Origin of the sequence: Streptomyces sp. NPDC059247 (assembly GCF_042754005.1) — a bacterium.
Classification (GTDB): Bacteria; Actinomycetota; Actinomycetes; order Streptomycetales; family Streptomycetaceae; genus Streptomyces.
Window position 1 is genome coordinate 216,708 of record NZ_JBHYZW010000003.1, and the last position, 20,723, is coordinate 237,430.

16 protein-coding genes and 1 tRNA gene are annotated in these 20,723 nt (G+C 72.9%); 7 read left to right on the plus strand and 10 right to left on the minus strand.

All coding sequences use genetic code 11. The features are described from left to right. Genes ACFXGN_RS08035 through ACFXGN_RS08045 form a run of 3 tightly spaced genes read left to right on the plus strand, consistent with a single transcriptional unit; the run spans position 1 to position 3,470 of the window. Entirely contained in the window at positions 1-1,833 is a 1,833-nt protein-coding gene (locus ACFXGN_RS08035) for a branched-chain amino acid ABC transporter permease (RefSeq protein ID WP_384854999.1), read from the plus strand. Positions 1,834-1,836: 3 nt separating this feature from the next. After that, positions 1,837-2,757: an ABC transporter ATP-binding protein gene (locus ACFXGN_RS08040; RefSeq protein ID WP_351779098.1), complete on the plus strand. Its 921-nt coding sequence runs from the start codon at positions 1,837-1,839 to the stop codon at positions 2,755-2,757. Continuing rightward, positions 2,754-3,470 carry an ABC transporter ATP-binding protein gene (locus ACFXGN_RS08045; protein WP_366442966.1) on the plus strand — a complete coding sequence of 239 codons (717 nt, stop codon included), beginning with the start codon at positions 2,754-2,756 and terminating at the stop codon, positions 3,468-3,470. Before ACFXGN_RS08040 ends, ACFXGN_RS08045 begins: the two co-directional genes overlap by 4 nt. Before the next feature lie 143 nt (positions 3,471-3,613). On the opposite strand, the gene ACFXGN_RS08050 is transcribed toward ACFXGN_RS08045, so the two are convergent. Next, positions 3,614-4,267 carry an ANTAR domain-containing response regulator gene (locus ACFXGN_RS08050; RefSeq protein ID WP_384855004.1) on the minus strand — a complete coding sequence of 218 codons (654 nt, stop codon included), beginning with the start codon at positions 4,265-4,267 and terminating at the stop codon, positions 3,614-3,616. A gap of 115 nt (positions 4,268-4,382) precedes the next feature. On the opposite strand from ACFXGN_RS08050, the gene ACFXGN_RS08055 reads away from it, so the two are divergent. Beyond that, a tRNA-Leu gene (locus ACFXGN_RS08055) sits at positions 4,383-4,455 on the plus strand. An 84-nt stretch (positions 4,456-4,539) separates the two neighbouring features. Here ACFXGN_RS08055 and pyk read toward each other — a convergent pair. Beyond that, the gene (gene pyk / locus ACFXGN_RS08060; RefSeq protein ID WP_384855006.1) at positions 4,540-5,967 is read right to left on the minus strand and encodes a pyruvate kinase; all 1,428 of its coding nucleotides are present in this window, start codon (positions 5,965-5,967) and stop codon (positions 4,540-4,542) included. A gap of 295 nt (positions 5,968-6,262) precedes the next feature. On the opposite strand from pyk, the gene ACFXGN_RS08065 reads away from it, so the two are divergent. Further along, positions 6,263-8,071 carry a bifunctional metallophosphatase/5'-nucleotidase gene (locus tag ACFXGN_RS08065; RefSeq protein WP_384855009.1) on the plus strand — a complete coding sequence of 603 codons (1,809 nt, stop codon included), beginning with the start codon at positions 6,263-6,265 and terminating at the stop codon, positions 8,069-8,071. A 19-nt stretch (positions 8,072-8,090) separates the two neighbouring features. On the opposite strand, the gene ACFXGN_RS08070 is transcribed toward ACFXGN_RS08065, so the two are convergent. From ACFXGN_RS08070 to ACFXGN_RS08100, 7 genes are all read right to left on the minus strand, one after another. Further along, a complete protein-coding gene (locus ACFXGN_RS08070) occupies positions 8,091-9,506 on the minus strand; it encodes a lysine N(6)-hydroxylase/L-ornithine N(5)-oxygenase family protein (protein WP_384855012.1) in 1,416 nt (471 codons plus the stop codon). Then, positions 9,503-10,882 (minus strand): pyridoxal phosphate-dependent decarboxylase family protein, encoded by a 1,380-nt coding sequence (locus tag ACFXGN_RS08075; protein WP_384855015.1) that lies wholly within the window; start codon positions 10,880-10,882, stop codon positions 9,503-9,505. Before ACFXGN_RS08075 ends, ACFXGN_RS08070 begins: the two co-directional genes overlap by 4 nt. A gap of 502 nt (positions 10,883-11,384) precedes the next feature. Beyond that, positions 11,385-13,871, minus strand: a complete 2,487-nt coding sequence (gene pepN, locus ACFXGN_RS08080; RefSeq protein WP_384855018.1) for an aminopeptidase N — start codon at positions 13,869-13,871, stop codon at positions 11,385-11,387. A 90-nt stretch (positions 13,872-13,961) separates the two neighbouring features. Then, on the minus strand, positions 13,962-14,948 hold the full coding sequence (locus tag ACFXGN_RS08085; RefSeq protein WP_384855020.1) for an asparaginase: 987 nt from the start codon (positions 14,946-14,948) through the stop codon (positions 13,962-13,964). Then, positions 14,948-15,070, minus strand: a complete 123-nt coding sequence (locus ACFXGN_RS08090) for a hypothetical protein (protein ID WP_384855022.1) — start codon at positions 15,068-15,070, stop codon at positions 14,948-14,950. Before ACFXGN_RS08090 ends, ACFXGN_RS08085 begins: the two co-directional genes overlap by 1 nt. Further along, positions 15,070-15,402 (minus strand): chorismate mutase, encoded by a 333-nt coding sequence (locus tag ACFXGN_RS08095; RefSeq protein ID WP_384855883.1) that lies wholly within the window; start codon positions 15,400-15,402, stop codon positions 15,070-15,072. The genes ACFXGN_RS08090 and ACFXGN_RS08095 overlap by 1 nt, the downstream gene beginning before the upstream one ends. Positions 15,403-15,503: 101 nt before the next feature. Beyond that, entirely contained in the window at positions 15,504-16,391 is an 888-nt protein-coding gene (locus ACFXGN_RS08100) for a helix-turn-helix domain-containing protein (protein ID WP_384855025.1), read from the minus strand. A gap of 277 nt (positions 16,392-16,668) precedes the next feature. Between ACFXGN_RS08100 and ACFXGN_RS08105 the strand changes: the two genes are divergently transcribed. Further along, positions 16,669-18,432, plus strand: a complete 1,764-nt coding sequence (locus tag ACFXGN_RS08105; RefSeq protein ID WP_384855028.1) for a beta-galactosidase family protein — start codon at positions 16,669-16,671, stop codon at positions 18,430-18,432. Between the two features lie 441 nt (positions 18,433-18,873). On the opposite strand, the gene ACFXGN_RS08110 is transcribed toward ACFXGN_RS08105, so the two are convergent. Continuing rightward, complete coding sequence (locus ACFXGN_RS08110) at positions 18,874-19,659, minus strand: S1 family peptidase (protein ID WP_384855030.1); 786 nt, start codon at positions 19,657-19,659, stop codon at positions 18,874-18,876. Positions 19,660-19,823: 164 nt separating this feature from the next. Between ACFXGN_RS08110 and ACFXGN_RS08115 the strand changes: the two genes are divergently transcribed. After that, complete coding sequence (locus tag ACFXGN_RS08115) at positions 19,824-20,708, plus strand: hypothetical protein (RefSeq protein WP_384855033.1); 885 nt, start codon at positions 19,824-19,826, stop codon at positions 20,706-20,708. Positions 20,709-20,723: the final 15 nt, after the last annotated feature.

Here is a 20,723-nt window from a genome sequence, read left to right on the forward strand (position 1 = left end):
ATGACCACCATCTCCGAGAACCCGACGGCGCCCCCGGCCCCCGAGTCCGCGGGGGCGGCCAGCCTCCTCGGCTTCCTGCCGGTCAAGACGGCCCGCGCCCTCGCGCTGGGCGGCGGCGTCCTCACCGTCGCCAGCTGCTTCCTCGCCTGGACCTGGACCTCCCGGTTCCCCGGTGACCTCACGGTCACCGGCTACCCGGGCGGCCTCCAGCTCCAGGTCCTGGTGACCGGGCTGCTCACCACCCTCTTCGCCCTCTCCTCGTACGGCGTCAAGGGCACCCGCTGGCTGACCCCGGCCGGGGCCGACCCGGCGCTGAAGGTCGCCGCGCTGGCCTCCTTCGCCATCGCCTGGTTCACGATCGGCGCGATCAGCGTCAACCTCGGCGGACCGGTCAACCTGGAGCCCGGCGGCGTGATCGTCGCGGTCGCCACGCTGATCGCCCTGGTCGGCGCCCTCGCCCTCCCCTACGAGCGGCCGAAGGTGCTGCCCGTGGACCCCGAGGACACCGGCTGGGACCAGTTCAAGCACCGCGCGGGCAACGGCTGGACGGCCTTCAAGGCCTCCTTCTCCGCCACCGGCACCGCCCGCCGCGTCCCGCCCATGCACTCCGCCGTCGAGATCCTGATCATCACGGGCGTCCTCGCCGTGGCGCTCGGCGTCTTCACCTACGGCGTCGGCACGGAGTACGACGAGCTGTTCCTCGGCTTCCTGATCACGGCCGGCATCGGCTTCGCGGCGGTCAGCAAGTCGGGCCTCGTGGCACAGGCCACGCAGCTCACCAAGAAGCACCAGAACCTCACCATCGCGGGCGCGTTCATCGCGGCGGCGCTCTTCCCCTTCACCCAGACCGACGACCAGTACGCGACGCTCGGCGTCTACATCCTGATCTTCGCCACGGTCGCCCTGGGCCTGAACATCGTCGTCGGCCTCGCGGGCCTCCTCGACCTCGGTTACGTCGCCTTCCTCGGCGTCGGCGCCTACGCGGCGGCCCTCGTCTCGGGCGCCCCGACCTCGCCGTTCGGCATCCACCTCCCCTTCTGGGCCGCCATCCTGGTCGGCGCCGGAGCCTCGCTGGTCTTCGGTGTCCTCATCGGCGCCCCGACCCTGCGGCTGCGCGGCGACTACCTCGCCATCGTGACGCTCGGCTTCGGTGAGATCTTCCGCATCGCCGTCATGAACACCGACGGCACCTCGGGCCCGGACATCACCAACGGCTCCAACGGCATCGCGTCCATCCCGAACCTGAACATCTTCGGGTTCGACTTCGGCGCCGAGCACTCGATCGCGGGCTTCACGATCGGCCGCTTCGCCAACTACTTCTTCCTGATGCTGCTGATCATGGCGGTCGTCGTGCTGGTCTTCCGGCGCAGCGGCGACTCCCGCATCGGCCGCGCCTGGGTCGCCATCCGCGAGGACGAGACCGCCGCGCTCGCCATGGGCATCAACGGCTTCCGGGTCAAGCTCATCGCCTTCGCGCTCGGTGCCTCGCTCGCCGGTCTCGCCGGTACGGTCCAGGCCCACGTGACGTACACGGTGACCCCGGAGCAGTACCTCTTCGCCGGACCGATCCCGCCCAACTCCGCCTTCCTGCTCGCGGCCGTCGTCCTCGGCGGCATGGGCACCATGAGCGGTCCGCTGGTCGGCGCGTCCCTGCTCTTCCTCATCCCGAACAAGCTGCAGTTCATGGGCGAGTACCAGCTCTTCGCCTTCGGCGTCGCGCTGATCCTGCTCATGCGCTTCCGCCCGGAGGGCATCATCGCCAACCGGCGCAACCAGCTGGAGTTCCACGACAAGGACGAGACGCCCGCCACGCTCTCCAAGGCAGGTGCCTGAACCATGACAACCACCACGAAGCCGTCCGAGGGCACCGCGCCCGAGCCGGCCGTCCGTGAGACCGTTCTCGACGCGCGCGGGGTCACCATGCGCTTCGGCGGCCTGACGGCCGTGCAGAACGTCGACCTCACCGTCAACAGCGGCGAGATCGTCGGTCTCATCGGCCCCAACGGCGCCGGGAAGACCACCTTCTTCAACTGCCTCACCGGTCTCTACATCCCGACCGAGGGCGAGGTCCGCTACAAGGGCCAGGTCCTGCCGCCGAAGTCGTTCAAGGTCACCGCGGCGGGCATCGCGCGGACCTTCCAGAACATCCGTCTCTTCAGCAACATGACGGTCCTGGAGAACGTCCTCGTCGGACGGCACACCCGGACCAAGGAGGGCCTCTGGTCGGCCCTGCTCCGCGGCCCCGGCTTCAAGCGGGCCGAGGCCGCCTCCGAGAAGCGGGCCATGGAGCTGCTGGAGTTCATCGGCCTCCAGGACAAGGCGCAGCACCTCTCCAAGAACCTGCCGTACGGAGAGCAGCGCAAGCTGGAGATCGCCCGCGCCCTCGCGAGCGACCCCGGTCTGATCCTGCTCGACGAGCCCACCGCGGGCATGAACCCGCAGGAGACCCGGGCGGCCGAGGAACTCATCTTCGCCATCCGGGACATGGGCATCGCCGTGCTCGTCATCGAGCACGACATGCGGTTCATCTTCAACCTCTGCGACCGGGTCGCCGTGCTCGTCCAGGGCCAGAAGCTGATCGAGGGCGACAGCCAGACCGTCCAGAGCGACGAGCGGGTCATCGCCGCCTACCTGGGCGAGCCCATCGAGGCGGACGCGCCGTCGGCGGACGCCCCGTCCGCCGACGCCCCCGCGCAGGACGCGCCTTCGGAGGACACCCCGGGAGACCCCGGTTCGGGCAAGGAGAACGACGCATGACCGCACTGCTCGAAGTCGAGGACCTGCGCGTCGCCTACGGGAAGATCGAGGCCGTCAAGGGCATCTCCTTCTCCGTCGAGGCCGGTGAGGTCGTCACCCTCATCGGCACCAACGGCGCCGGGAAGACCACCACCCTGCGGACCCTCTCCGGGCTCCTCAAGCCGGTCGGCGGCCAGATCAAGTTCGAGGGCAGGTCCCTCCGCAAGATCCCCGCGTACAAGATCGTCTCGCTGGGTCTGGCCCACTCCCCCGAGGGCCGGCACATCTTCCCCCGGATGACGATCGAGGAGAACCTGCTCCTGGGCGCCTTCCTCCGGAAGGACTCCGCCGGCATCGCCAAGGACGTGCAGCGCGCGTACGACCTCTTCCCGATCCTGGGCGAACGTCGCAAGCAGGCGGCCGGCACGCTCTCCGGCGGTGAGCAGCAGATGCTCGCCATGGGCCGGGCGCTGATGTCCCAGCCGAAGCTGCTCATGCTGGACGAGCCCTCCATGGGTCTGTCCCCGATCATGATGCAGAAGATCATGGCGACGATCTCGGAGCTGAAGGCCCAGGGCACCACGATCCTGCTCGTCGAACAGAACGCGCAGGCCGCGCTCGCGCTGGCGGACCACGGTCACGTCATGGAGATCGGCAAGATCGTGCTGTCCGGCACCGGGCAGGACCTGCTCCACGACGAGTCCGTCCGCAAGGCGTACCTCGGCGAGGACTGAGTCCCGTACGGAGACGACGGACCGGGTCCCGTACGGAGACGGCGGACCCGGTTCCGGTACGGAGACGGCGGAAGGCCCGCCCCACGGTCGTGTGGGGCGGGCCTTCCGTCGTGACGAGGGGCGGCGGAGGGGCGGCCGGGCGGCTACTGGCCCTTGGCCGCCTTCTTCTCCTCGCCGTCCTCGATGACGGCCTCGGCGACCTGCTGCATCGACATCCGGCGGTCCATCGAGGTCTTCTGGATCCAGCGGAAGGCGGCCGGTTCGGTCAGGCCGTACTGGGTCTGGAGGACCGACTTGGCGCGGTCCACCAGCTTGCGGGTCTCCAGGCGCTGGGAGAGGTCGGCGATCTCCTGCTCCAGGGCGCGCAGCTCGGCGAAGCGCGAGACGGCCATCTCGATGGCCGGGACGACGTCGCTCTTGCTGAACGGCTTGACCAGGTACGCCATGGCGCCCGCGTCACGGGCCCGCTCGACGAGCTCGCGCTGCGAGAAGGCGGTGAGCATGAGGACCGGGGCGATGGACTCGGCCGCGATCTTCTCGGCGGCCGAGATGCCGTCGAGGACGGGCATCTTCACGTCGAGGATGACGAGGTCGGGGCGGTGCTCGCGGGCCAGTTCGACGGCGGTGGCGCCGTCCCCGGCCTCACCGACGACCGTGTAGCCCTCTTCCTCCAGCATCTCTTTGAGGTCGAGGCGGATGAGGGCCTCGTCCTCGGCGATGACGACACGGGTCGTCAGCGGCGGGACGTGCGACGCGTCGGCGTCGTCAACGGGCTGGGGAGACTCGGGGGCGGTCACGCGGGCTCCTCGTTCGATGGCCTCGTTCCGAGGCGGATACAGCTCCCCATGAGCGTACCCACCTCCTGTAAGGTAGGTGCACGGCGGGTGATCACCGACCTTCGTTTCGAAGGATGCCCCGGTAGCCCAGCGGAAGAGGCAGTGGTCTCAAACACCATACAGCGTGGGTTCGAATCCCACCCGGGGCACTTTACCTTTGATTCCAAGGCTTGAGACGAATCACTCTCTTCGCCGGACCCCACCGCCCGACCGTCGTCCGGCCGCCGCCCTGTCTAGTCGAGCGGCTCCCCGATGTGGTGCACCCGGACCAGGTTGGTCGAACCCGCGACTCCCGGCGGGGAGCCCGCCGTGATCACCACGATGTCGCCCTCGCGGCAGCGCCCGATCCGCAGCAGTTCCTCGTCGACCTGCGCCACCATCGCGTCCGTCGAGTCCACGTGCGGGCCGAGGAAGGTCTCGACGCCCCAGGTGAGGTTGAGCTGCGAGCGGGTCGCCGGGTCCGGGGTGAAGGCCAGCAGCGGGATCGGCGAGCGGTAGCGGGACAGGCGCCGCACGGTGTCGCCGGACTGCGTGAAGGCGACGAGGAACTTCGCGCCCAGGAAGTCGCCCATCTCGGCGGCGGCACGGGCCACCGCGCCGCCCTGGGTCCGGGGCTTGTTCCGCTCGGTCAGCGGCGACAGCCCCTTGGCGAGGACGTCCTCCTCCGCCGCCTCGACGATCCGGCTCATGGTCCGCACGGTCTCGATCGGGAAGCGGCCGACGCTGGTCTCGCCGGAGAGCATGACGGCGTCGGTGCCGTCGATGACGGCGTTGGCGACGTCGGACGCCTCGGCGCGGGTGGGCCGGGAGTTGTCGATCATCGAGTCGAGCATCTGGGTCGCGACGATGACCGGCTTGGCGTTGCGCTTGGCCAGCTTGACGGCGCGCTTCTGGACGATCGGGACCTGTTCGAGGGGCATTTCGACGCCGAGGTCGCCACGGGCGACCATGATGCCGTCGAAGGCGGCGACGATCTCCTCGATGTTCTCCACGGCCTGCGGCTTCTCGATCTTGGCGATGACGGGCAGCCTGCGCCCCTCCTCGTCCATGATCCGGTGCACGTCCTCGATGTCGCGCGCGCTGCGGACGAAGGAGAGCGCGATGACGTCGGCGCCGATGCGCAGCGCCCAGCGGAGGTCCTCGATGTCCTTCCGGGACAGGGCGGGGACGGAGACCGCGACGCCGGGGAGGTTGAGGCCCTTGTGGTCGGAGACCATGCCGCCCTCGATGACCAGGGTGTTCACCCGGGGGCCCTCGACGGAGACGACCTCCAGGGTGACGCGGCCGTCGTCGACGAGGATGCGCTCCCCCGGGGTCACGTCGGCGGCGAGACCGGAGTACGTCGTCCCGCAGCAGTGCCGGTCGCCCTCCATCGGCTCGACGCTGATGGCGAACTCGTCACCGCGTTCAAGCAGTACGGGGCCCTCGCGGAAACGGCCGAGGCGGATCTTCGGGCCTTGAAGGTCGGCGAGGACGCCGATGCTGCGGCCCGTCTCGTCGGACGCCTTGCGGACGCGCCGGTAACGCTCTTCGTGCTCGGCGTACGACCCGTGGCTGAGATTGAAGCGGGCCACGTCCATTCCGGCCTCGATCAACGCCTTGATCTGGTCGTACGTTTCGGTGGCGGGCCCAAGGGTACAAACGATTTTCGCTCGGCGCATGAGTCGAGCCTAGGGCTTACCCACCAGTAGCGAGTTGGCGGGACATGACTACTCAACAACCTTTCGGTGAAAGGCTGTTGACAAGTCTTGAATCTGTGCATGGGGGTGCTCCGATGAGCGATTCCGGGCCCCGGACCTCCTCCGCCCCGCACCCGGACACCGGGACCAGCGTCGAACACTTTCCCAGTCCGTAACCCGAAAGGTCTGTTGTCGACGTGCCCCTTGGGCCAGAATCTACGCGCGTTGTCCGGGCGATCCACGCCGGAAACAGCGCCACCGAACCAAGGAGAAGCACATGCCGTTGAACCGCCGGACCTTCCTGGGGAGCTCCGTCGCCGTCGGAGCCGGAGCCGCCCTCGCCACCGGGACCGCCGCCCCCGCCGAGGCCCACGGAGCCGGACACGGACACCGCCCCCGGCCGGCCAAGCGGTACTCCTTCACCGTGATGGGCACCACCGACCTGCACGGCAACGTGTTCAACTGGGACTACTTCACGGACCGGGAGTTCGACGACAAGGCGCGCAACGACGTCGGCCTCGCCAAGATCTCCACCCTGGTCGACCGGGTCCGCGAGGAGAAGGGCCGCCGCAACACCCTCCTCATCGACGCGGGCGACACCATCCAGGGCACCCAGCTGTCCTACTACTACGCCAAGGTCGACCCGATCACCGCCCGCCGCGGCCCCGTCCACCCCATGGCCCAGGCCATGAACGCCATCGGCTACGACGCCGCCGCGCTCGGCAACCACGAGTTCAACTACGGCATCCCCGTGCTGCGCAAGTTCGAGGAGCAGTGCGACTTCCCGCTGCTCGGCGCCAACGCCCTCGACGCGAAGACCCTGCGCCCGGCCTTCGCCCCGTACAGCATCCACCGGCTGCGCACCCCGCACGGCAGGGACGTCAAGGTCGCCGTCCTCGGTCTGACCAACCCCGGCATCGCCATCTGGGACAAGGCCAACGTCAGCGGGAAGATGGTCTTCCCCGGCCTTGAGGAGCAGGCCGCGAAGTGGGTGCCGAGGCTGCGCTCCCTGGGCGTCGACGTGGTCGTCGTCTCCGCCCACTCCGGCACCAGCGGCACCTCCTCCTGGGGCGACCAGCTCCCGCACGTCGAGAACGCCGCCGCGCTCGTCGCCGAACAGGTCCCGGGCATCGACGCCATCCTCGTCGGCCACGCGCACGCCGAGATCCCCGAGTACCGGGTGAAGAACAAGGCGACCGGCAAGGACGTCGTCCTGTCCGAGCCGCTCAAGTGGGGCCAGCGCCTCACCCTCTTCGACTTCGACCTGGTGTGGGAGAAGGGCCGCTGGACCGTCGAGAAGACCGCCGCGCGGGTCCTCAACTCCAACACCGTGGAGGAGGACCCGAAGATCACCGGGCTGCTCGTGGACGAGCACCGCAAGGTCGTCTCCTACGTCAACCAGGTCATCGGCACCTCCACCGCCACCATGACCACCGCCGACGCCCCGTGGCGCGACGAGCCGATCATCGACCTGATCAACGTCGTCCAGGCCGAGACCGTGAAGGCGGCCCTCGCGGGCGGCGCCCACGCCGCCCTGCCCGTCCTCTCCCAGGCCTCCTGCTTCTCCCGCACCGCGCGCATCCCGGCCGGACAGGTCACCATCAAGGACGCCGCCGGGCTCTACCCCTTCGAGAACACCCTGGAGGCCCGTCTGCTGACGGGCGCCCAGCTCAAGGACTACCTGGAGTACTCCGCGAAGTACTACGTCCGGACCCCGGCGGGCGCGCCCGTCGACACCGCGAAGCTGACCAACGCGGACAACACCCCGGACTACAACTACGACGCCGTCTCCGGGCTCACGTACGAGATCGACATCGCCGCGCCCGTCGGCTCCCGGATCGTGAACCTGTCCTTCGAGGGCGCGCCGCTCGACCCGGCCGCGAAGTTCGTCCTCGCCGTCAACAACTACCGGGCCAGCGGCGGCGGCGCGTTCCCGCACATCGCCGGTGCCCCGCAGCTGTGGGCCGACTCGGACGAGATCCGCAACACCATCATCCAGTGGGTGAAGGCGAAGGGGACGGTCGACCCGGCCGCCTTCGCCTCGGTCGGCTGGAAGCTGACCCGGGACGGCGTCCCGGTCTTCTGAGCCCCCGCGGGACGGACCGCTAGACGATCTGAGTGAGGGGCGTCAGCTTCTGGCCCTGGGCCGGGACGACCGGCGCCTCTCGCTCCTCCAGACCGAACCGCGTGAACGCCGTCCTGCGCGGCAGCGGATACGGCTCCTTGCCGGTCACCGCGTTGAGGATGGTCGCGCTGCGCCAGGCCGCGAGCCCCAGATCGGGGGCGCCGACGCCATGGGTGTGCCGCTCGGCGTTCTGCACGAAGACCGCGCCGGTCACCGAGGGATCGAGGACCAGCCGGTACCGCTCGTCGATCCAGGCCCGCCCGGCGGAGTCGTGCCGCAGGTACGGGTCGAGCCCGGCGAGCATCCGGTCCACCGGGCGCTCCCGGTAGCCGGTGGCCAGGACGACGGCGTCGGTGGTGAGCCGGGACCTGCTGCCCTGCTGGACGTGTTCCAGATGCAGCTCGATCCGCGTGGTGGCCACCCGGCCCGCCGTACGGACCTGGACCCCGGGGGTGAGGACGGCGTCCGGCCAGCCGCCGTGCAGGGTGCGCCGGTACAGCTCGTCGTGGACGGCGGCGATCGTGTCGGCGTCGATGCCCTTGTGCAACTGCCACTGCCGGGGCACCAGTTCGCCGCGCACCGGCTCGGGCAGGGCGTGGAAGTAGCGGGTGTAGTCGGGGGTGAAGTGCTCCAGGCCCAGCTTGGAGTACTCCATCGGCGCGAAGGCCTCGGTACGGGCCAGCCAGTGGATCCGCTCGGCCCCCAGGGGGCGGGCCCTGAGCAGGTCGAGGAAGATCTCGGCGCCGGACTGCCCCGAGCCGATCACGGTCACGTGTCCGGCGGCGAGCAGCGCCTCCCGGTGGGTGAGGTAGTCCGCCGAGTGGATCACGGGGACGCCGGACGCGTCCGCGAGCGGCCTGAGGGGCTCGGGGACGTACGGCTCGGTGCCGACGCCCAGGACCACGTTCCGGGTGTAGGCGCGGCCGAGGGCCTCCGCCTCGCCGTCCGGGTCGAGCTGGGTGAAGTCGACCTCGAACAGGCGCCGTTCCGGGTTCCAGCGGACCGAGTCGACCTGGTGGCCGAAGTGCAGGCCGGGGAGCCGCTCGCTGACCCAGCGGCAGTAGGCGTCGTACTCGGCGCGGTGGATGTGGAACTTCTCCGCGAAGTAGAAGGGGAAGAGGCGCTCGCGGGCCTTCAGGTAGTTGAGGAAGGTCCACGGGCTGGCCGGGTCGGCCAGGGTCACCAGGTCGGCGAGGAAGGGGACCTGGAGGGTGGCGCCCTCGATGAGGAGGCCCGGGTGCCAGTGGAAGGCCGCCCGCTGCTCGTAGAAGGTGGCGGCGAGACCGCCGGGGACGCCGTGCGCGAGGGCGGCCAGGGACAGGTTGAAGGGTCCGATGCCGACGCCCACCAGATCGTGGGGCCGGTCGAGTTCGTCCTGGGGGGTGCTGCCGGTCATCGGGGGGTGCCGCCTTCCACGAGGGTGATGAGCTGGGCCAGGTCGCCGGGGGTGGCGTACGGGTTGAGCAGGGTGGCCTTGAGCCAGAGGCGGCCGTCGGCCTCGGCGCGGCCGAGCACGGCCCGGCCCTCGGCGAGCAGGGTGCGGCGGATCTCCGCGACGGTGGCGTCGGGGACGCCGGACGGCCGGAAGAGGACCGTGGTGAGCGTCGGACGGGCCCGCAGGTCGAGCCCGGGGGTCTTCTCCACCAGGTCGGCCAGGTCCTGGGCCAGGTCCGCGCAGGCGTCGACGAGCGCGCCGAGCCCGTCCCGGCCCAGTGCCCGCAGGGTCACGGCGGTCTTGAGGACGTCGGGGCGGCGGGTGGTGCGCAGGGAGCGGCCGAGGAGGTCGGGCAGACCGGCCCCGGTGTCGTCGTCGGCGTTGAGGTAGGCGGCGGTGTGCCCGAGGACGTCGAGGTCGGCCGCGTCGCGTACGGCGAGGAGTCCGGCGGCGGCGGGCTGCCAGCCCAGTTTGTGCAGGTCGACGGTGACGGTACGAGCCCGGTCGAGGCCGTCGAGGAGGTGTCCTCGGGTGCGGCTGAACAGGGCGGGGCCGCCGTAGGCCGCGTCCACGTGGAAGTCGGCGGCGCGGGCCCCGCACACGTCGGCGAGGGCCCCGAGCGGATCGATCAGGCCCTCGTCGGTGGTCCCCGCGGTGGCCGCGACCAGGACGGGGCCGGTCAGCGCGGCGAGGGCGGTGCCGACGGCGGCCGGGTCGAGGGTGCCGCGCGGGGTGGGCAGCACCAGGGGAGCGGGGAGGCCGAGGAGCCAGCACGCGCGGGCGAGGGAGTGGTGGGCGTTGGCCCCGACGACGGTGCGCAGGGCGGGGCCGTGCCGTTCCCTGGCGAGGAGCAGCGCCAGTTGGTTGGACTCGGTGCCGCCGGTCGTCACCAGCGCGTCGGGGCGGGCGGCGGCCGGGAAGACCTCGGCGGCGAGGGCGGCCGTGACCCGGGCTTCCAGGGCGGAGGCGGCGGGGGCCTGGTCCCAGGAGTCCATGGACGGGTTCAGCGCGGAGGCCGCCAGATCGGCGGCGGCGGCCAGCGCGAGGGGCGGGGTGTGCAGATGGGCGGCGCAGAGCGGGTGCGCGGGGTCGGCGGCACCGGCGGCGAGGGCCCGTACGAGGGTGGTGAGGGCTTCCTCGGCGCCGGTGCCGGTGCCGGGAAGCGCCTCCCCGAGGGCGTCCACCCGGCGCGCCACCTCCTCGGGCCCACCGGCCGGGAGGGGCCCGCCGCGCTCCCCGGCCCCGGCGCGCAGGGCGTCGAGGACGGTGCTCAGCAGGGGACGGAGGGCATCGGCGCCGGTGGCGCCTCCGGCGAGAGGTGGGGGTGCGGCACGCATGGACGACAGGGTGCCGGTGCCCGGCCCGCGATGTCCGGGGAGCGGGGGGTTGTTACCCGAACGAGGGACGGAGGACGGGGCGTCCCCGGGGCGGGGGTGGGGGCGGTGCGGGCCGGTCCGGCCGGGGCGGCGGCGGGGGCGGTGCGGGCCGGGCCGCCGATGCGGTGCCGGAACGGGCCGGTGCGGGCCGGGCCGTCGACGCGGTGCCGGGCGCGGTACGGCGGGACCGGCGCGAGGTCACGTCGGAGGAGCGAAGGCCCCGCGCGCTCACGCGGGTGGACTTGGGGTGGGCTGAGAAAGGCCGGTCCGGCCGGGGCGGCGGCGGGGGCGGTGCGGGCCAGGCCACCGGCGCGGTGCCGGAACGGGACGGTGCGGGCCTGGCCGCCGACGCCGTGCCGGGCGCGGTACGGCGGGGTCGGCGCGAGGTTCACGTCCGAGGGGTGCGGGCTCGCGTGGGTGTCCCCGGCGCCGGGCGGGTGGGCCCCGCGCCGGGGGTGGTGGCTCAGGCCGTGCGGACCGCGAGGGCGCGGCGGAGGTCGTCGAGCTGGTCGACGAGCTGGCGGCGGAGGGCGGGGGTCGCGGTGTCCTCCGTCAGACAGCGCTCGCCCAGGGAGAGGGCCTCCTGGTCGATCGCGTGGGCGGGGAAGGCGTAGCGGCCCGCGGCCTCGGCGATGGCGGGGCCGCGGCGGTCGGCGAGGGCGACGGCCGCCGGGTAGAAGCGGGCCACGTACTCCCGTACCAGTGCGGCCTGCTCCGGCTGCCAGAAGCCCTGGGCGGTGGCGAGGAAGAGGTAGTTGGAGAGGCCGTCGGTGTCGAAGAGCGCCGACCAGGCCGCCGCCTTGGCCTCCTCGGTGGGCAGTGCGGCCCGGCAGCGGGCGGCGCCCTCCTGGCCGGTGGCGCTGGTGTCGCGCGCCAGTTCGGCGGCGATGGCCGTCTCGTCGGTGGCGCCGAGGACGGCGAGCCTGCGGAGGATGCGCCAGCGCAGTTCGGGGTCCAGCTCGGGCCCGCCGTGGACGGTGCCCTCGTCGAGCCAGGAGGCGATCTTGTCGGGGGTGGTGGCGCTGTCGACGAAGGCGCGGACGGCGGTCAGGCGCAGTCCGGGCGCGTCGCCGTCCTCGGTGCGGCGGAGCAGGGCGCGGGCGATCCCGGCGATGGCGGCGAGGGCGGCGGGGCGGTCGTCCTCGGGGACGAACCGGTCGGCGATCTGGGTGCGGGCGAAGGCGAGGACGCCCTGGACCACGGCGAGTTCGGTCTCCTCGGGGAGGTGCGCGCGGGCGATCTCCAGGTACTCGGCGGGGGCGAGGGCGCCGTCGCGGACCATGTCGCGGAGCGCGTTCCAGACGACGGCCCGGGTGAGCGGGTCGGGGATGCGGGAGAGACCGCGCACGGCGGACTCCTGGGACACCTCGTCGAAGCGGAGCTTGGCGTAGGTGAGGTCCTCGTCGTTGACGACGACGAGGGCGGGGCGCGGTCCGGTCAGCTCGGTGGGCCCGGTCGCCGGTACGTCGAGTTCGCGACGCTCGCGCAGGACGAGGCCGCCGGAGGCGTCGCGGTCGTAGAGTCCGACGGCGACGCGGTGGGGGCGGCTGCCGTCGCGCTCCACGGCGAGCTTCCAGTGGAGGCCCTCGCCGGTGAGGGCGGGGGTGAGGGTGTCGACGCCGGTGGTGCGGAGCCACCGGGCGGCCCAGGCGTGGACGTCGCGGTCGGTGGCGGCGGCCAGGTTGTCGATGAAGTCGGCGAGGGTGGCGTTGCCGAACCGGTGGCGCTTGAAGTGGATGTTGATGCCCGCGAGGAAGTCCTTCTCGCCGAGCCAGGTGACGAGCTGGCGGAGCGCGGAGGCGCCCTTGGCGTAGGAGATGCCGTCGAAGTTGAGGAGCGCGGAGGCGGTGTCGGGGACGGATTCCGGGTCGGGGGCGACGGGGTGGGTGGAGGGGCGCTGGTCGGCCTCGTATCCCCAGGCCTTGCGGGTGACGCCGAAGTCGACCCAGGTGTCGGGGAAGAGGTCGGCGCAGGCCTCGTTGACGGTCTGGTAGCCCATGTACTCGGCGAAGGACTCGTTGAGCCAGATGTCGTCCCACCAGCGCAGGGTGACGAGGTCGCCGAACCACATGTGGGCCATCTCGTGGGCGACGACCATGGCGCGGTGCTGGCGTTCGGTGACGGTGACGGCGGAGCGGAAGACGAACTCGTCGCGGAAGGTGACGAGGCCGGGGTTCTCCATGGCGCCCGAGTTGAACTCGGGGACGAACGCCTGGTCGTAGGAGTCGAAGGGGTACGGCTCCTCGAACTTCTCGTGGAAGCGGTCGTAGCAGGCCTTGGTGACGTCGAGGATCTCGTCGGCGTCGGCGTCGAGGTGCTCGGCGAGGGAGCGGCGGCAGTGCAGGGCGAAGGGCAGTCCGGCGTGCTCGGTGCGGACCGAGTGCCAGGGTCCGGCGGCGACGCACACGAAGTAGGTGGAGAGCGGCGGGGTGTCGGCGGCCCGCCAGGTGCCGTCGGGCCGCCGTTCGGTGATGCCGTTGGAGAGGACGGTCCAGCCTTCGGGGGCGGTGACGGAGAGGGCGAAGACGGCCTTCAGGTCGGGCTGGTCGAAGGCGGCGAAGACGCGCTGGACGTCCTCCATGAAGAGCTGGGTGTAGACGTACGTCTCGCCGTCGCTGGGGTCGGTGAACCGGTGCATCCCCTCGCCGGTGCGGGAGTAGCGCATGGTCGTGGCGATCCGCAGGACGTGCTCGCCCTCGGTGAGGCGCAGCGGGAGCCGGTTCCCGTCGAGGGCGGTGACGTCGAGGGGCTCGTCGTCCAGGAGGGCGGAGCGCAGGGTCTCGGGCTTCAGCTCGACGAAGGTGTCCCCGGCGGTGCGTGCCGTGAAGCGGATGAGGCTGTGGGACGCGAAGGTCTCGTCGCCGGTGGTGAGGTCGAGGTCCACGGTGTAGTGGTGGACGTCGAGGAGCTGGGCACGGGTCTGCGCTTCGTCGCGCGTCAGTACGGACATGGCCCTATGCTGCCCGATGCCCTCGGGGCCGGGCAGGGGTGGTCGGGCAAGGTGGACGGGCGGGCCGGTCGGGGGCGGGGCTCGCGCTCCTCAGGCGAGTCCCGAGCCGTTGAGGTGGGCGAAGGCGGCGGTGATGCGGGGGCGGTCGTAGCCCGTGGGGCCGGCGGCCCCGCCGGAGAGCAGGGCGTGGAGCAGGACGCGGGCCTTGGCCGGGTCGAGGGGACCGGCCGGGATCAGGCCCCGGTGCAGCAGGTCGTACTCGGAGCCGGGGCCCCGGTAGGTGTCCGTCAGGGTCGTGCCGCCGCCGGTGCGGGAGGCGAGGACCACGGGGACGCGGGTGGCGAGGTCGGCGAGGGGCTCGACCAGCCACCCGGGGACGTGTCCGGCGCCGAAGGCGGCGACCACGAGGCCCTGGAAGCGGTCGTCGACGGCTTCCAGGAGTTCGCCCCGGTCGCCCTGGGAGAGGGTCACCAGGGCCACCCGTACGGCGGGGTCGAGGGTGAGGGGGTGGGGCGTGGACGGGACGGCGGGCCGGAGCAGCAGGCGGGGGCCGCCCTCGACGACGACGCCGAGGGGGCCCGCGCCGGGCGAGGCGAAGGTGGCGACGGAGGTCGTGTGGGTCTTGCGGACGAACCGGGCCGCGTGGATCTCGTCGGCGAGGACGACCAGGACGCCGAGGTTCCGGCAGGCGGGGTCGGCGGCGACGGCGAGGGCCGCGGCGAGGTTGGCGGGGCCGTCGGCGCCGGGCAGGTCGGGGCGGCGCATGGCGCCGGTGACGACGACCGGCCGTTCGGTGGTGCAGAGCAGGTCGAGGAGGAAGGCGGTCTCCTCCAGGGTGTCGGTGCCCTGGACGACGACGGCGCCGGAGCCGTCGGCGACGGTGTCGCGGACCTCGGCGGCGAGGGCGGCGAGGTCCGCGTGGGTGAGGGAGGAGCTGGGGACGCGGCGGAAGTCGCGCAGGACCACGTCGTGGCCGCCGCCGAGCCCGTCGAGGACCTCCCGGCCGCTCATCCGGGACGCGTCACCGCCCCGCGCGGAGATCGTGCCCCCGAGGGTGAAGACCGTGACGCGTGCCATCAGCGTGCTCCGTCCGCCGTCGCCTCGTGGTGGCGGGCCGTCAGCGGGCCCCGCCCGCCGTCGTCCGCCGGTGGCGGGACATCGGCGGGCTCGTGGGGGGTCGTCGGCCCGGTGGCGGTCATCAGCGTGCTCCGTCCGCGATCGTCTCGTGGTGGCGGATGACCTCGGCGATGATGAAGGTGAGGAGTTTCTCCGCGAAGGCCGGGTCCAGTTTCGCGCTCTCGGCGAGTTCCCGCAGCCGGGCGATCTGGCGGGCCTCGCGGCCGGGGTCGGCGGGCGGAAGCTGGTGGCGGGCCTTGAGGACGCCGACCTGCTGGGTGCATTTGAAGCGTTCGGCGAGCATGTGGACGACGGCCGCGTCGATGTTGTCGATGCTCTCGCGCAGCCGGGTCAGCTCGGCGCCGACGGCCTCGTCGACCCCGTCCTCGGTGGGGGCTGCCGGGTCGGCGCGCACGGTCGCGTCGGTCGGTGCGTCGGTCGGCCCGGTTCGCTCGTCGGCCCGTCCGGACTCGTCGGCCGGCCGGTGCTGGGTGGAGTCGCTCATGATCTGCGAGCTTAGACGGACCTCGGGAGGATCGTGGGCGGGTGTTCGGGATCCGGGACGCGGTCGCTCCAGCCGCCGGGTACGGAGCGGCCCTGCTGCTCGCGGAAGCGGACGGGCGCGGTGCCGACCCGGCGGGTGAAGAGCCGGGAGAAGTAGGCGGGGTCGTCGTAGCCGACGCGGCGGGCGACGGCGGCGACGGGCAGTTCGGTGCCGGCGAGGAGTTCCTTGGCGCGGCCGAGGCGGACGGTGAGCAGGTAGTCCTTGGGGCTGCACCCGGCGGCGCGGCGGACGGCGGTGCGCAGTTCGGCGGCGGTCATGCCGTGCCGGGCGGCGTGTTCGGCGACGGAGAGCGGCTGAAAGGCGTCGCGGGCGAGGGCGGCGAGGACGGGGTCGCCGTCGGCGTTGATGTCGGCGCGGGCGCGGCGCAGCGCCACGAGGAGTTCGTGGACGGCGGCGCCGGTCTCGACCTCCAGGAGGGGGTTGCCGGGGCGGGCCGCGCGGGCGATGCGGCCGATGGCGGCGCGGGCGGGGGCGGCGTCGGCGAGGGGGACGACGGGCCGGTCGGGCTCGATGTAGCCGAGTTCGGTGTAGGTGGTGGTGGCGGGTCCGGAGAAGTCGACGAAGGCCTCGTCCCAGCCGGTGCCGGGGTCGGCGCCGTAGTGGTGGGGGACGCCGGGGGTGAGCCAGAGGACGGCGGGGGCGGTGACGGCGGTGCGGCGCCCGTCGGCGCCCCGGTACCAGCCGCCGCCCGCCGAGACGACGACGGCCACGTGGTGGTCGAGGGTGCGGGGGCCCACGGTGGGCAGGGTGCCGTGCTGGAGTCCGACGCCGAGGCAGACGAGGCCGAGGCGGTGGTGGACGGGGCTGGGCGTGAAGTAGCGCATCCAGGTGTGGTACATGGCCGGGTGCCTTCCTGACGTCGTCGTCCCCGTGTGTCCCGACGTCTCCCCGAGGGCCGTCCCGTGATCCCGGTGGATCGGCGCGGGGCGTCGGGCGCGGTGCGCCGCGAGGCGGAGGGGCGTCCCGATACTGGGCGTACCGGGACGTTCCGACAGCGCGGCGGGGTGCCGTGGCCGAGTCGCGCGCCCGCCGTGGATCGCGGGGCGGCCTTAACGTCCAAACTTCGACGATCTTTGTCCATGGACCGGTCCGCCGCCAGGGGGTGAGGGTGAGGCCATGAGCACGTTCACGGTGGGTGACGAGGACTTTCTGCTCGACGGGCGGCCGGTGCGGCTGCTCTCGGGCGCGCTGCACTACTTCCGGGTGCGCGAGGAGCTGTGGGGGCACCGGCTCGGGATGCTGCGCGCGATGGGCCTCAACTGCGTCGAGACGTACGTCCCCTGGAACCTGTACGCGCCGGAGCCCGGCCGGTACGGGGACGTGGCGGAGCTGGGCCGGTTCCTCGACGCGGTGGAGCGGGCCGGGATGTGGGCGGTGGTGCGGCCGGGGCCGTACATCTGCGCCGAGTGGGAGAACGGCGGGCTCCCGCACTGGCTGACGGGTCCGCTGGGGCGCCGGGTGCGGACCTTCGACCCGGAGTTCCTGGGGCCGGTGGAGTCCTGGTTCCGGCGGCTGCTGCCACAGGTGGTGGAGCGGCAGGTGGACCGGGGCGGGCCGGTGGTCCTGGTCCAGGTGGAGAACGAGTACGGGAGTTACGGCAGCGACCTGGCGTATCTGGAGTGGCTGGCGGGGCTGCTGCGGGAGTGCGGGGTGAGCGTGCCGCTGTTCACCTCGGACGGGCCGGAGGACCACATGCTGACGGGCGGTTCGGTGCCGGGGGTGCTGGCGACGGCGAACTTCGGCGCGGGGGCCCGGGAGGGGTTCGCGGCGCTGCGGCGGCACCGGGCGTCGGGGCCGCTGATGTGCATGGAGTTCTGGTGCGGCTGGTTCGACCACTGGGGCACGGAGCACACCGCGCGGGACGCGGCGGAGGCGGCCGAGGCGCTGCGGGAGATCCTGGAGTGCGGGGCGTCGGTCAATGTGTACATGGCGCACGGCGGGACGAACCTCGCGGGCTGGGCGGGCGCGAACCGGGCCGGTGACCTGCACGACGGGCCGCTGCGGCCGACGGTGACCTCGTACGACTACGACGCCCCGGTGGACGAGGCGGGGCGGCCGACGGAGAAGTTCTGGCGGTTCCGCGAGGTCCTCGCGGACTACGCGGAGGGGCCGCTGCCGGAGCTGCCGGAGCCCCCGGCGCGGCTCGCGGCGCCGGTCTCCGGGCCGCTCGACGGCTGGGCGCCGCTCGACGCGGTCCTGGAGGCGCTGGGCGGTCCCGAGCGGGTGGCGCCGGTGCCGCCGACCTTCGAGGAGCTGGGGGTGGACCGGGGTCTGGTCCGCTACCGGGTCGCGGTGCCGGGTCCCCGGCAGCCGTACCCGCTGGGGGTGACGGGGCTGCGGGACCGGGCGGTGGTGTACGTCGACGGGGCTCCGGCCGGGGTCCTCGGGACGGCGGACGGGGAGGACGTGACGCTGGCCGGGCCGGTGGCGGGTCCGGCGGTGGTGGACCTGTGGGTGGAGTCGCTGGGCCGGGTCAACTACGGGCCCCGGCTGGCGGAGCCGAAGGGGATCACCGGCGGGGTGCGCCACGAGCGGCAGTATCTGCACGGCTTCCGGACCCGGGGGCTGCGGCTCGACGCCTTCTCGGCGGAGGCGGTCGGCGGGGTGCCGTTCGGGCGGGCCGGGGAGGGCGCGGGCCCGGGGCTGTACCGGGGGGCACTGGAGGTCGCCGGGGCCGGGGACGCGTGGCTGCGGCTGCCGGGCGGCACCCGGGGCTTCGTCTGGGTGAACGGCGTCTGCCTCGGCCGCTACTGGGCGGCCGGGCCGCAGGACGCCCTGTTCCTGCCGGGCCCGGTGCTGCGGGAGGGCGCGAACGAGGTGTGGGTCCTGGAGCTGGAGGGCGCCGGGGCGGCGACGGTGGAACTGGACGTGGTCGACTGACGGACCGTCCGGACGGGCGGCCGGGCCCGGGGGCGGTGCCTGCCCGTGCGTACGGGGACGGGCGTACGGGGACGGGCGTACGGGGACGGCCACGCCCCCAGCGGACCGGCGGCAGCGTCACCGCGCCTGCCCGTGTGGGGACGTCCTGCCCGTGTGTACGGGGACGTGCGTACAGGAGTGGCCACCCATGCGGCCGTACGGGGTTTCACCCGCGCGGTCGTACGGGGACGTGGTCCCCCGTACGGGCCGTACGGGGGAGGCGGCCACGCGTACGGGTGCGGGCGAGGGAGGCGGTTCACCCGCGCGGCCGGACCCGGTGGGGGGCGGTGCGGTCCCCGCGGGGGCTCCCCGCGATGGCGCCGGGCCCGGTGGGGGCCGCCGCGCGCATGAGGGTGCCCCGGAGCCGAGGGCGCTCCGGGGCACCCGTTTCAGGGCGAGCGGCTACAGCGTGGCCGCGGCCGACGTGATCGCGGCGGCGAAGGTCGAGACCTCCGTGTAGACACCGGGATAGCCGGCCCGCGCGCAGCCCTGGCCCCAGCTCACGATGCCGACCTGGATCCAGGCACCGGCGTTGTCCTTGCGGAACATCGGGCCACCGGAGTCACCCTGGCAGGTGTCGGTGCCGCCCTGGCTGTACCCGGCGCAGATCTCCTCGCCGGGGACGAGGTCGGCGCCGTACGACGTCTGGCAGGAGGCGTCGGAGACGAACGGCACGTTCGCCTTCAGCAGGTACCGCTGCTGCGCCCCGCCCTCGCGGGCGGCGCCCCAGCCGGCGACCGTGAAGGTGCCGCTGTTGAACGCGGTGGTGTCGGCGATCTTCAGGGTGGGCACCGTGGTGATCGGGCTGGCGAGCTTGATGAGCGCCCAGTCCTTGCCCTGGCCGTTGTAGCCGGGCGCCTGGAGGACCTTGGTCGACTTGACCTTGACGGCGCTGGTGCTCTGCAGGTCCACGACACCGGCGGTGGCGGTGATGCTGGTGTTGTTGCCCGAGCCGCTGACGCAGTGGGCGGCGGTGAGCACGACCTGGGGGGAGATCAGCGAGCCGCCACAGCCCATCGACAGTCGGATCATCCAGGGGAACTCGCCCTGGGCGGCGCGGACGCCGCCGACGACGGGGGCGGGGGCCGCGGCGGCGTTGGTGGTGGGCTGGAGGCTGACGGCCGCCAGGACGACGGCGCCGGCCGCGGCGAGCCTCTGGAGTGCGCGGACCATGCGGTTCTGCTTCATGTGCCTGCCTTCTCTCATGGGGGGTGGACCTCCACGGGCGCACTGACATGAGCCCGTCAAGGCATGTCCGGATTATGGACAGGACGCAACTGACGCCACAAGGAAGTGTTTTCGGCCAGTCCCGGGGACGGGACCGTACAGTGGGAGGAAGGGGGAAAACGGGTATGACGCACCGTCAGGAGAGTGATCGGGTCGCCCACGGGTTCCCGCACCGCGCGGCGGTCGGGGCCTCGCTCACCGCGCTCTACCGGCGCCTCTCCCCCGACGGGGTGCACCGCTACCCGTCGAGCGTGCCCGCCGCCGACGTCGCCCTCGCCGACGACGAGGACCTCCACCTCGGCGCCCAGCGGGTGGCCGGGACGCTCGTCCGGCACCTGCGGCTGCCCGAGGCCCGCATGGTGGTCGGCTTCCGGGCGATGGAGCACGCGGCGACCGTCGAGCTGACCTCGGGACCCGAGTACTTCGTCGAGCTCAACGACCGGTTCAGGACCCGCCGCCGGGACATCGGCGCGGCCCTCGCCCACGAGATCACCCACGTCCTGCTGCACCGGCTCGGCCTGGGCTTCCCCGGCACCGCCGAGAACGAGATCCTCACCGACGTCACCGCCTCCTACCTGGGCGCGGGCTGGCTCCTCCTCGACGCCTACCGGCGGGACGGCGTGGAGAGCCAGAAGCTCGGCTACCTCACCCCGGAGGAGTTCGGGTACGTCCTCGCCAAACGGGCCGAGCTGTTCGGCGAGGACCCCTCGCCCTGGTTCACCAGCGCCGTCGCGTACGAGGCGTGGACCCGGGGCAGGGCCGAGGCCGACCGGGAGCGGACCGCGCCGCCGCTCGCCGGGGCGGGCTGGGCCGCCGCACGCCGGTACGCCTGGGAGCGGCGCAGGGGGCGGGCCGGGGAGGACGCCCCGTACGCCTTCCACGAGGGCGCCCCGGCCGGTGCCGTCTCCTTCTCCTGCCCGGTCTGCCGCCAGCGCCTGCGCGTCCCGGCGGGCCGGACGCTGCGGGCCCGCTGCGCGGTCTGCCGGACGGTCCTGGAGTGCGCGGGCTGACCGCCGCCCGGGAAC

Excerpts from the sequence above, each read along its gene's own strand:
- ACFXGN_RS08040 (WP_351779098.1), top strand. The coding sequence starts at position 1,837 with ATGACAACCACCACGAAGCCGTCCGAGGGCACCGCGCCCGAGCCGGCC.
- ACFXGN_RS08075 (WP_384855015.1), bottom strand. The coding sequence starts at position 10,882 with ATGCGTGCCGCACCCCCACCTCTCGCCGGAGGCGCCACCGGCGCCGAT.
- ACFXGN_RS08065 (WP_384855009.1), top strand. The coding sequence starts at position 6,263 with ATGCCGTTGAACCGCCGGACCTTCCTGGGGAGCTCCGTCGCCGTCGGA.
- ACFXGN_RS08100 (WP_384855025.1), bottom strand. The coding sequence starts at position 16,391 with ATGTACCACACCTGGATGCGCTACTTCACGCCCAGCCCCGTCCACCAC.
- ACFXGN_RS08115 (WP_384855033.1), top strand. The coding sequence starts at position 19,824 with ATGACGCACCGTCAGGAGAGTGATCGGGTCGCCCACGGGTTCCCGCAC.
- pyk (WP_384855006.1), bottom strand. The coding sequence starts at position 5,967 with ATGCGCCGAGCGAAAATCGTTTGTACCCTTGGGCCCGCCACCGAAACG.
- ACFXGN_RS08070 (WP_384855012.1), bottom strand. The coding sequence starts at position 9,506 with ATGACCGGCAGCACCCCCCAGGACGAACTCGACCGGCCCCACGATCTG.
- ACFXGN_RS08035 (WP_384854999.1), top strand. The coding sequence starts at position 1 with ATGACCACCATCTCCGAGAACCCGACGGCGCCCCCGGCCCCCGAGTCC.
- ACFXGN_RS08105 (WP_384855028.1), top strand. The coding sequence starts at position 16,669 with ATGAGCACGTTCACGGTGGGTGACGAGGACTTTCTGCTCGACGGGCGG.
- ACFXGN_RS08110 (WP_384855030.1), bottom strand. The coding sequence starts at position 19,659 with ATGAAGCAGAACCGCATGGTCCGCGCACTCCAGAGGCTCGCCGCGGCC.
- ACFXGN_RS08085 (WP_384855020.1), bottom strand. The coding sequence starts at position 14,948 with ATGGCACGCGTCACGGTCTTCACCCTCGGGGGCACGATCTCCGCGCGG.
- pepN (WP_384855018.1), bottom strand. The coding sequence starts at position 13,871 with ATGTCCGTACTGACGCGCGACGAAGCGCAGACCCGTGCCCAGCTCCTC.
- ACFXGN_RS08090 (WP_384855022.1), bottom strand. The coding sequence starts at position 15,070 with ATGACCGCCACCGGGCCGACGACCCCCCACGAGCCCGCCGATGTCCCG.
- ACFXGN_RS08045 (WP_366442966.1), top strand. The coding sequence starts at position 2,754 with ATGACCGCACTGCTCGAAGTCGAGGACCTGCGCGTCGCCTACGGGAAG.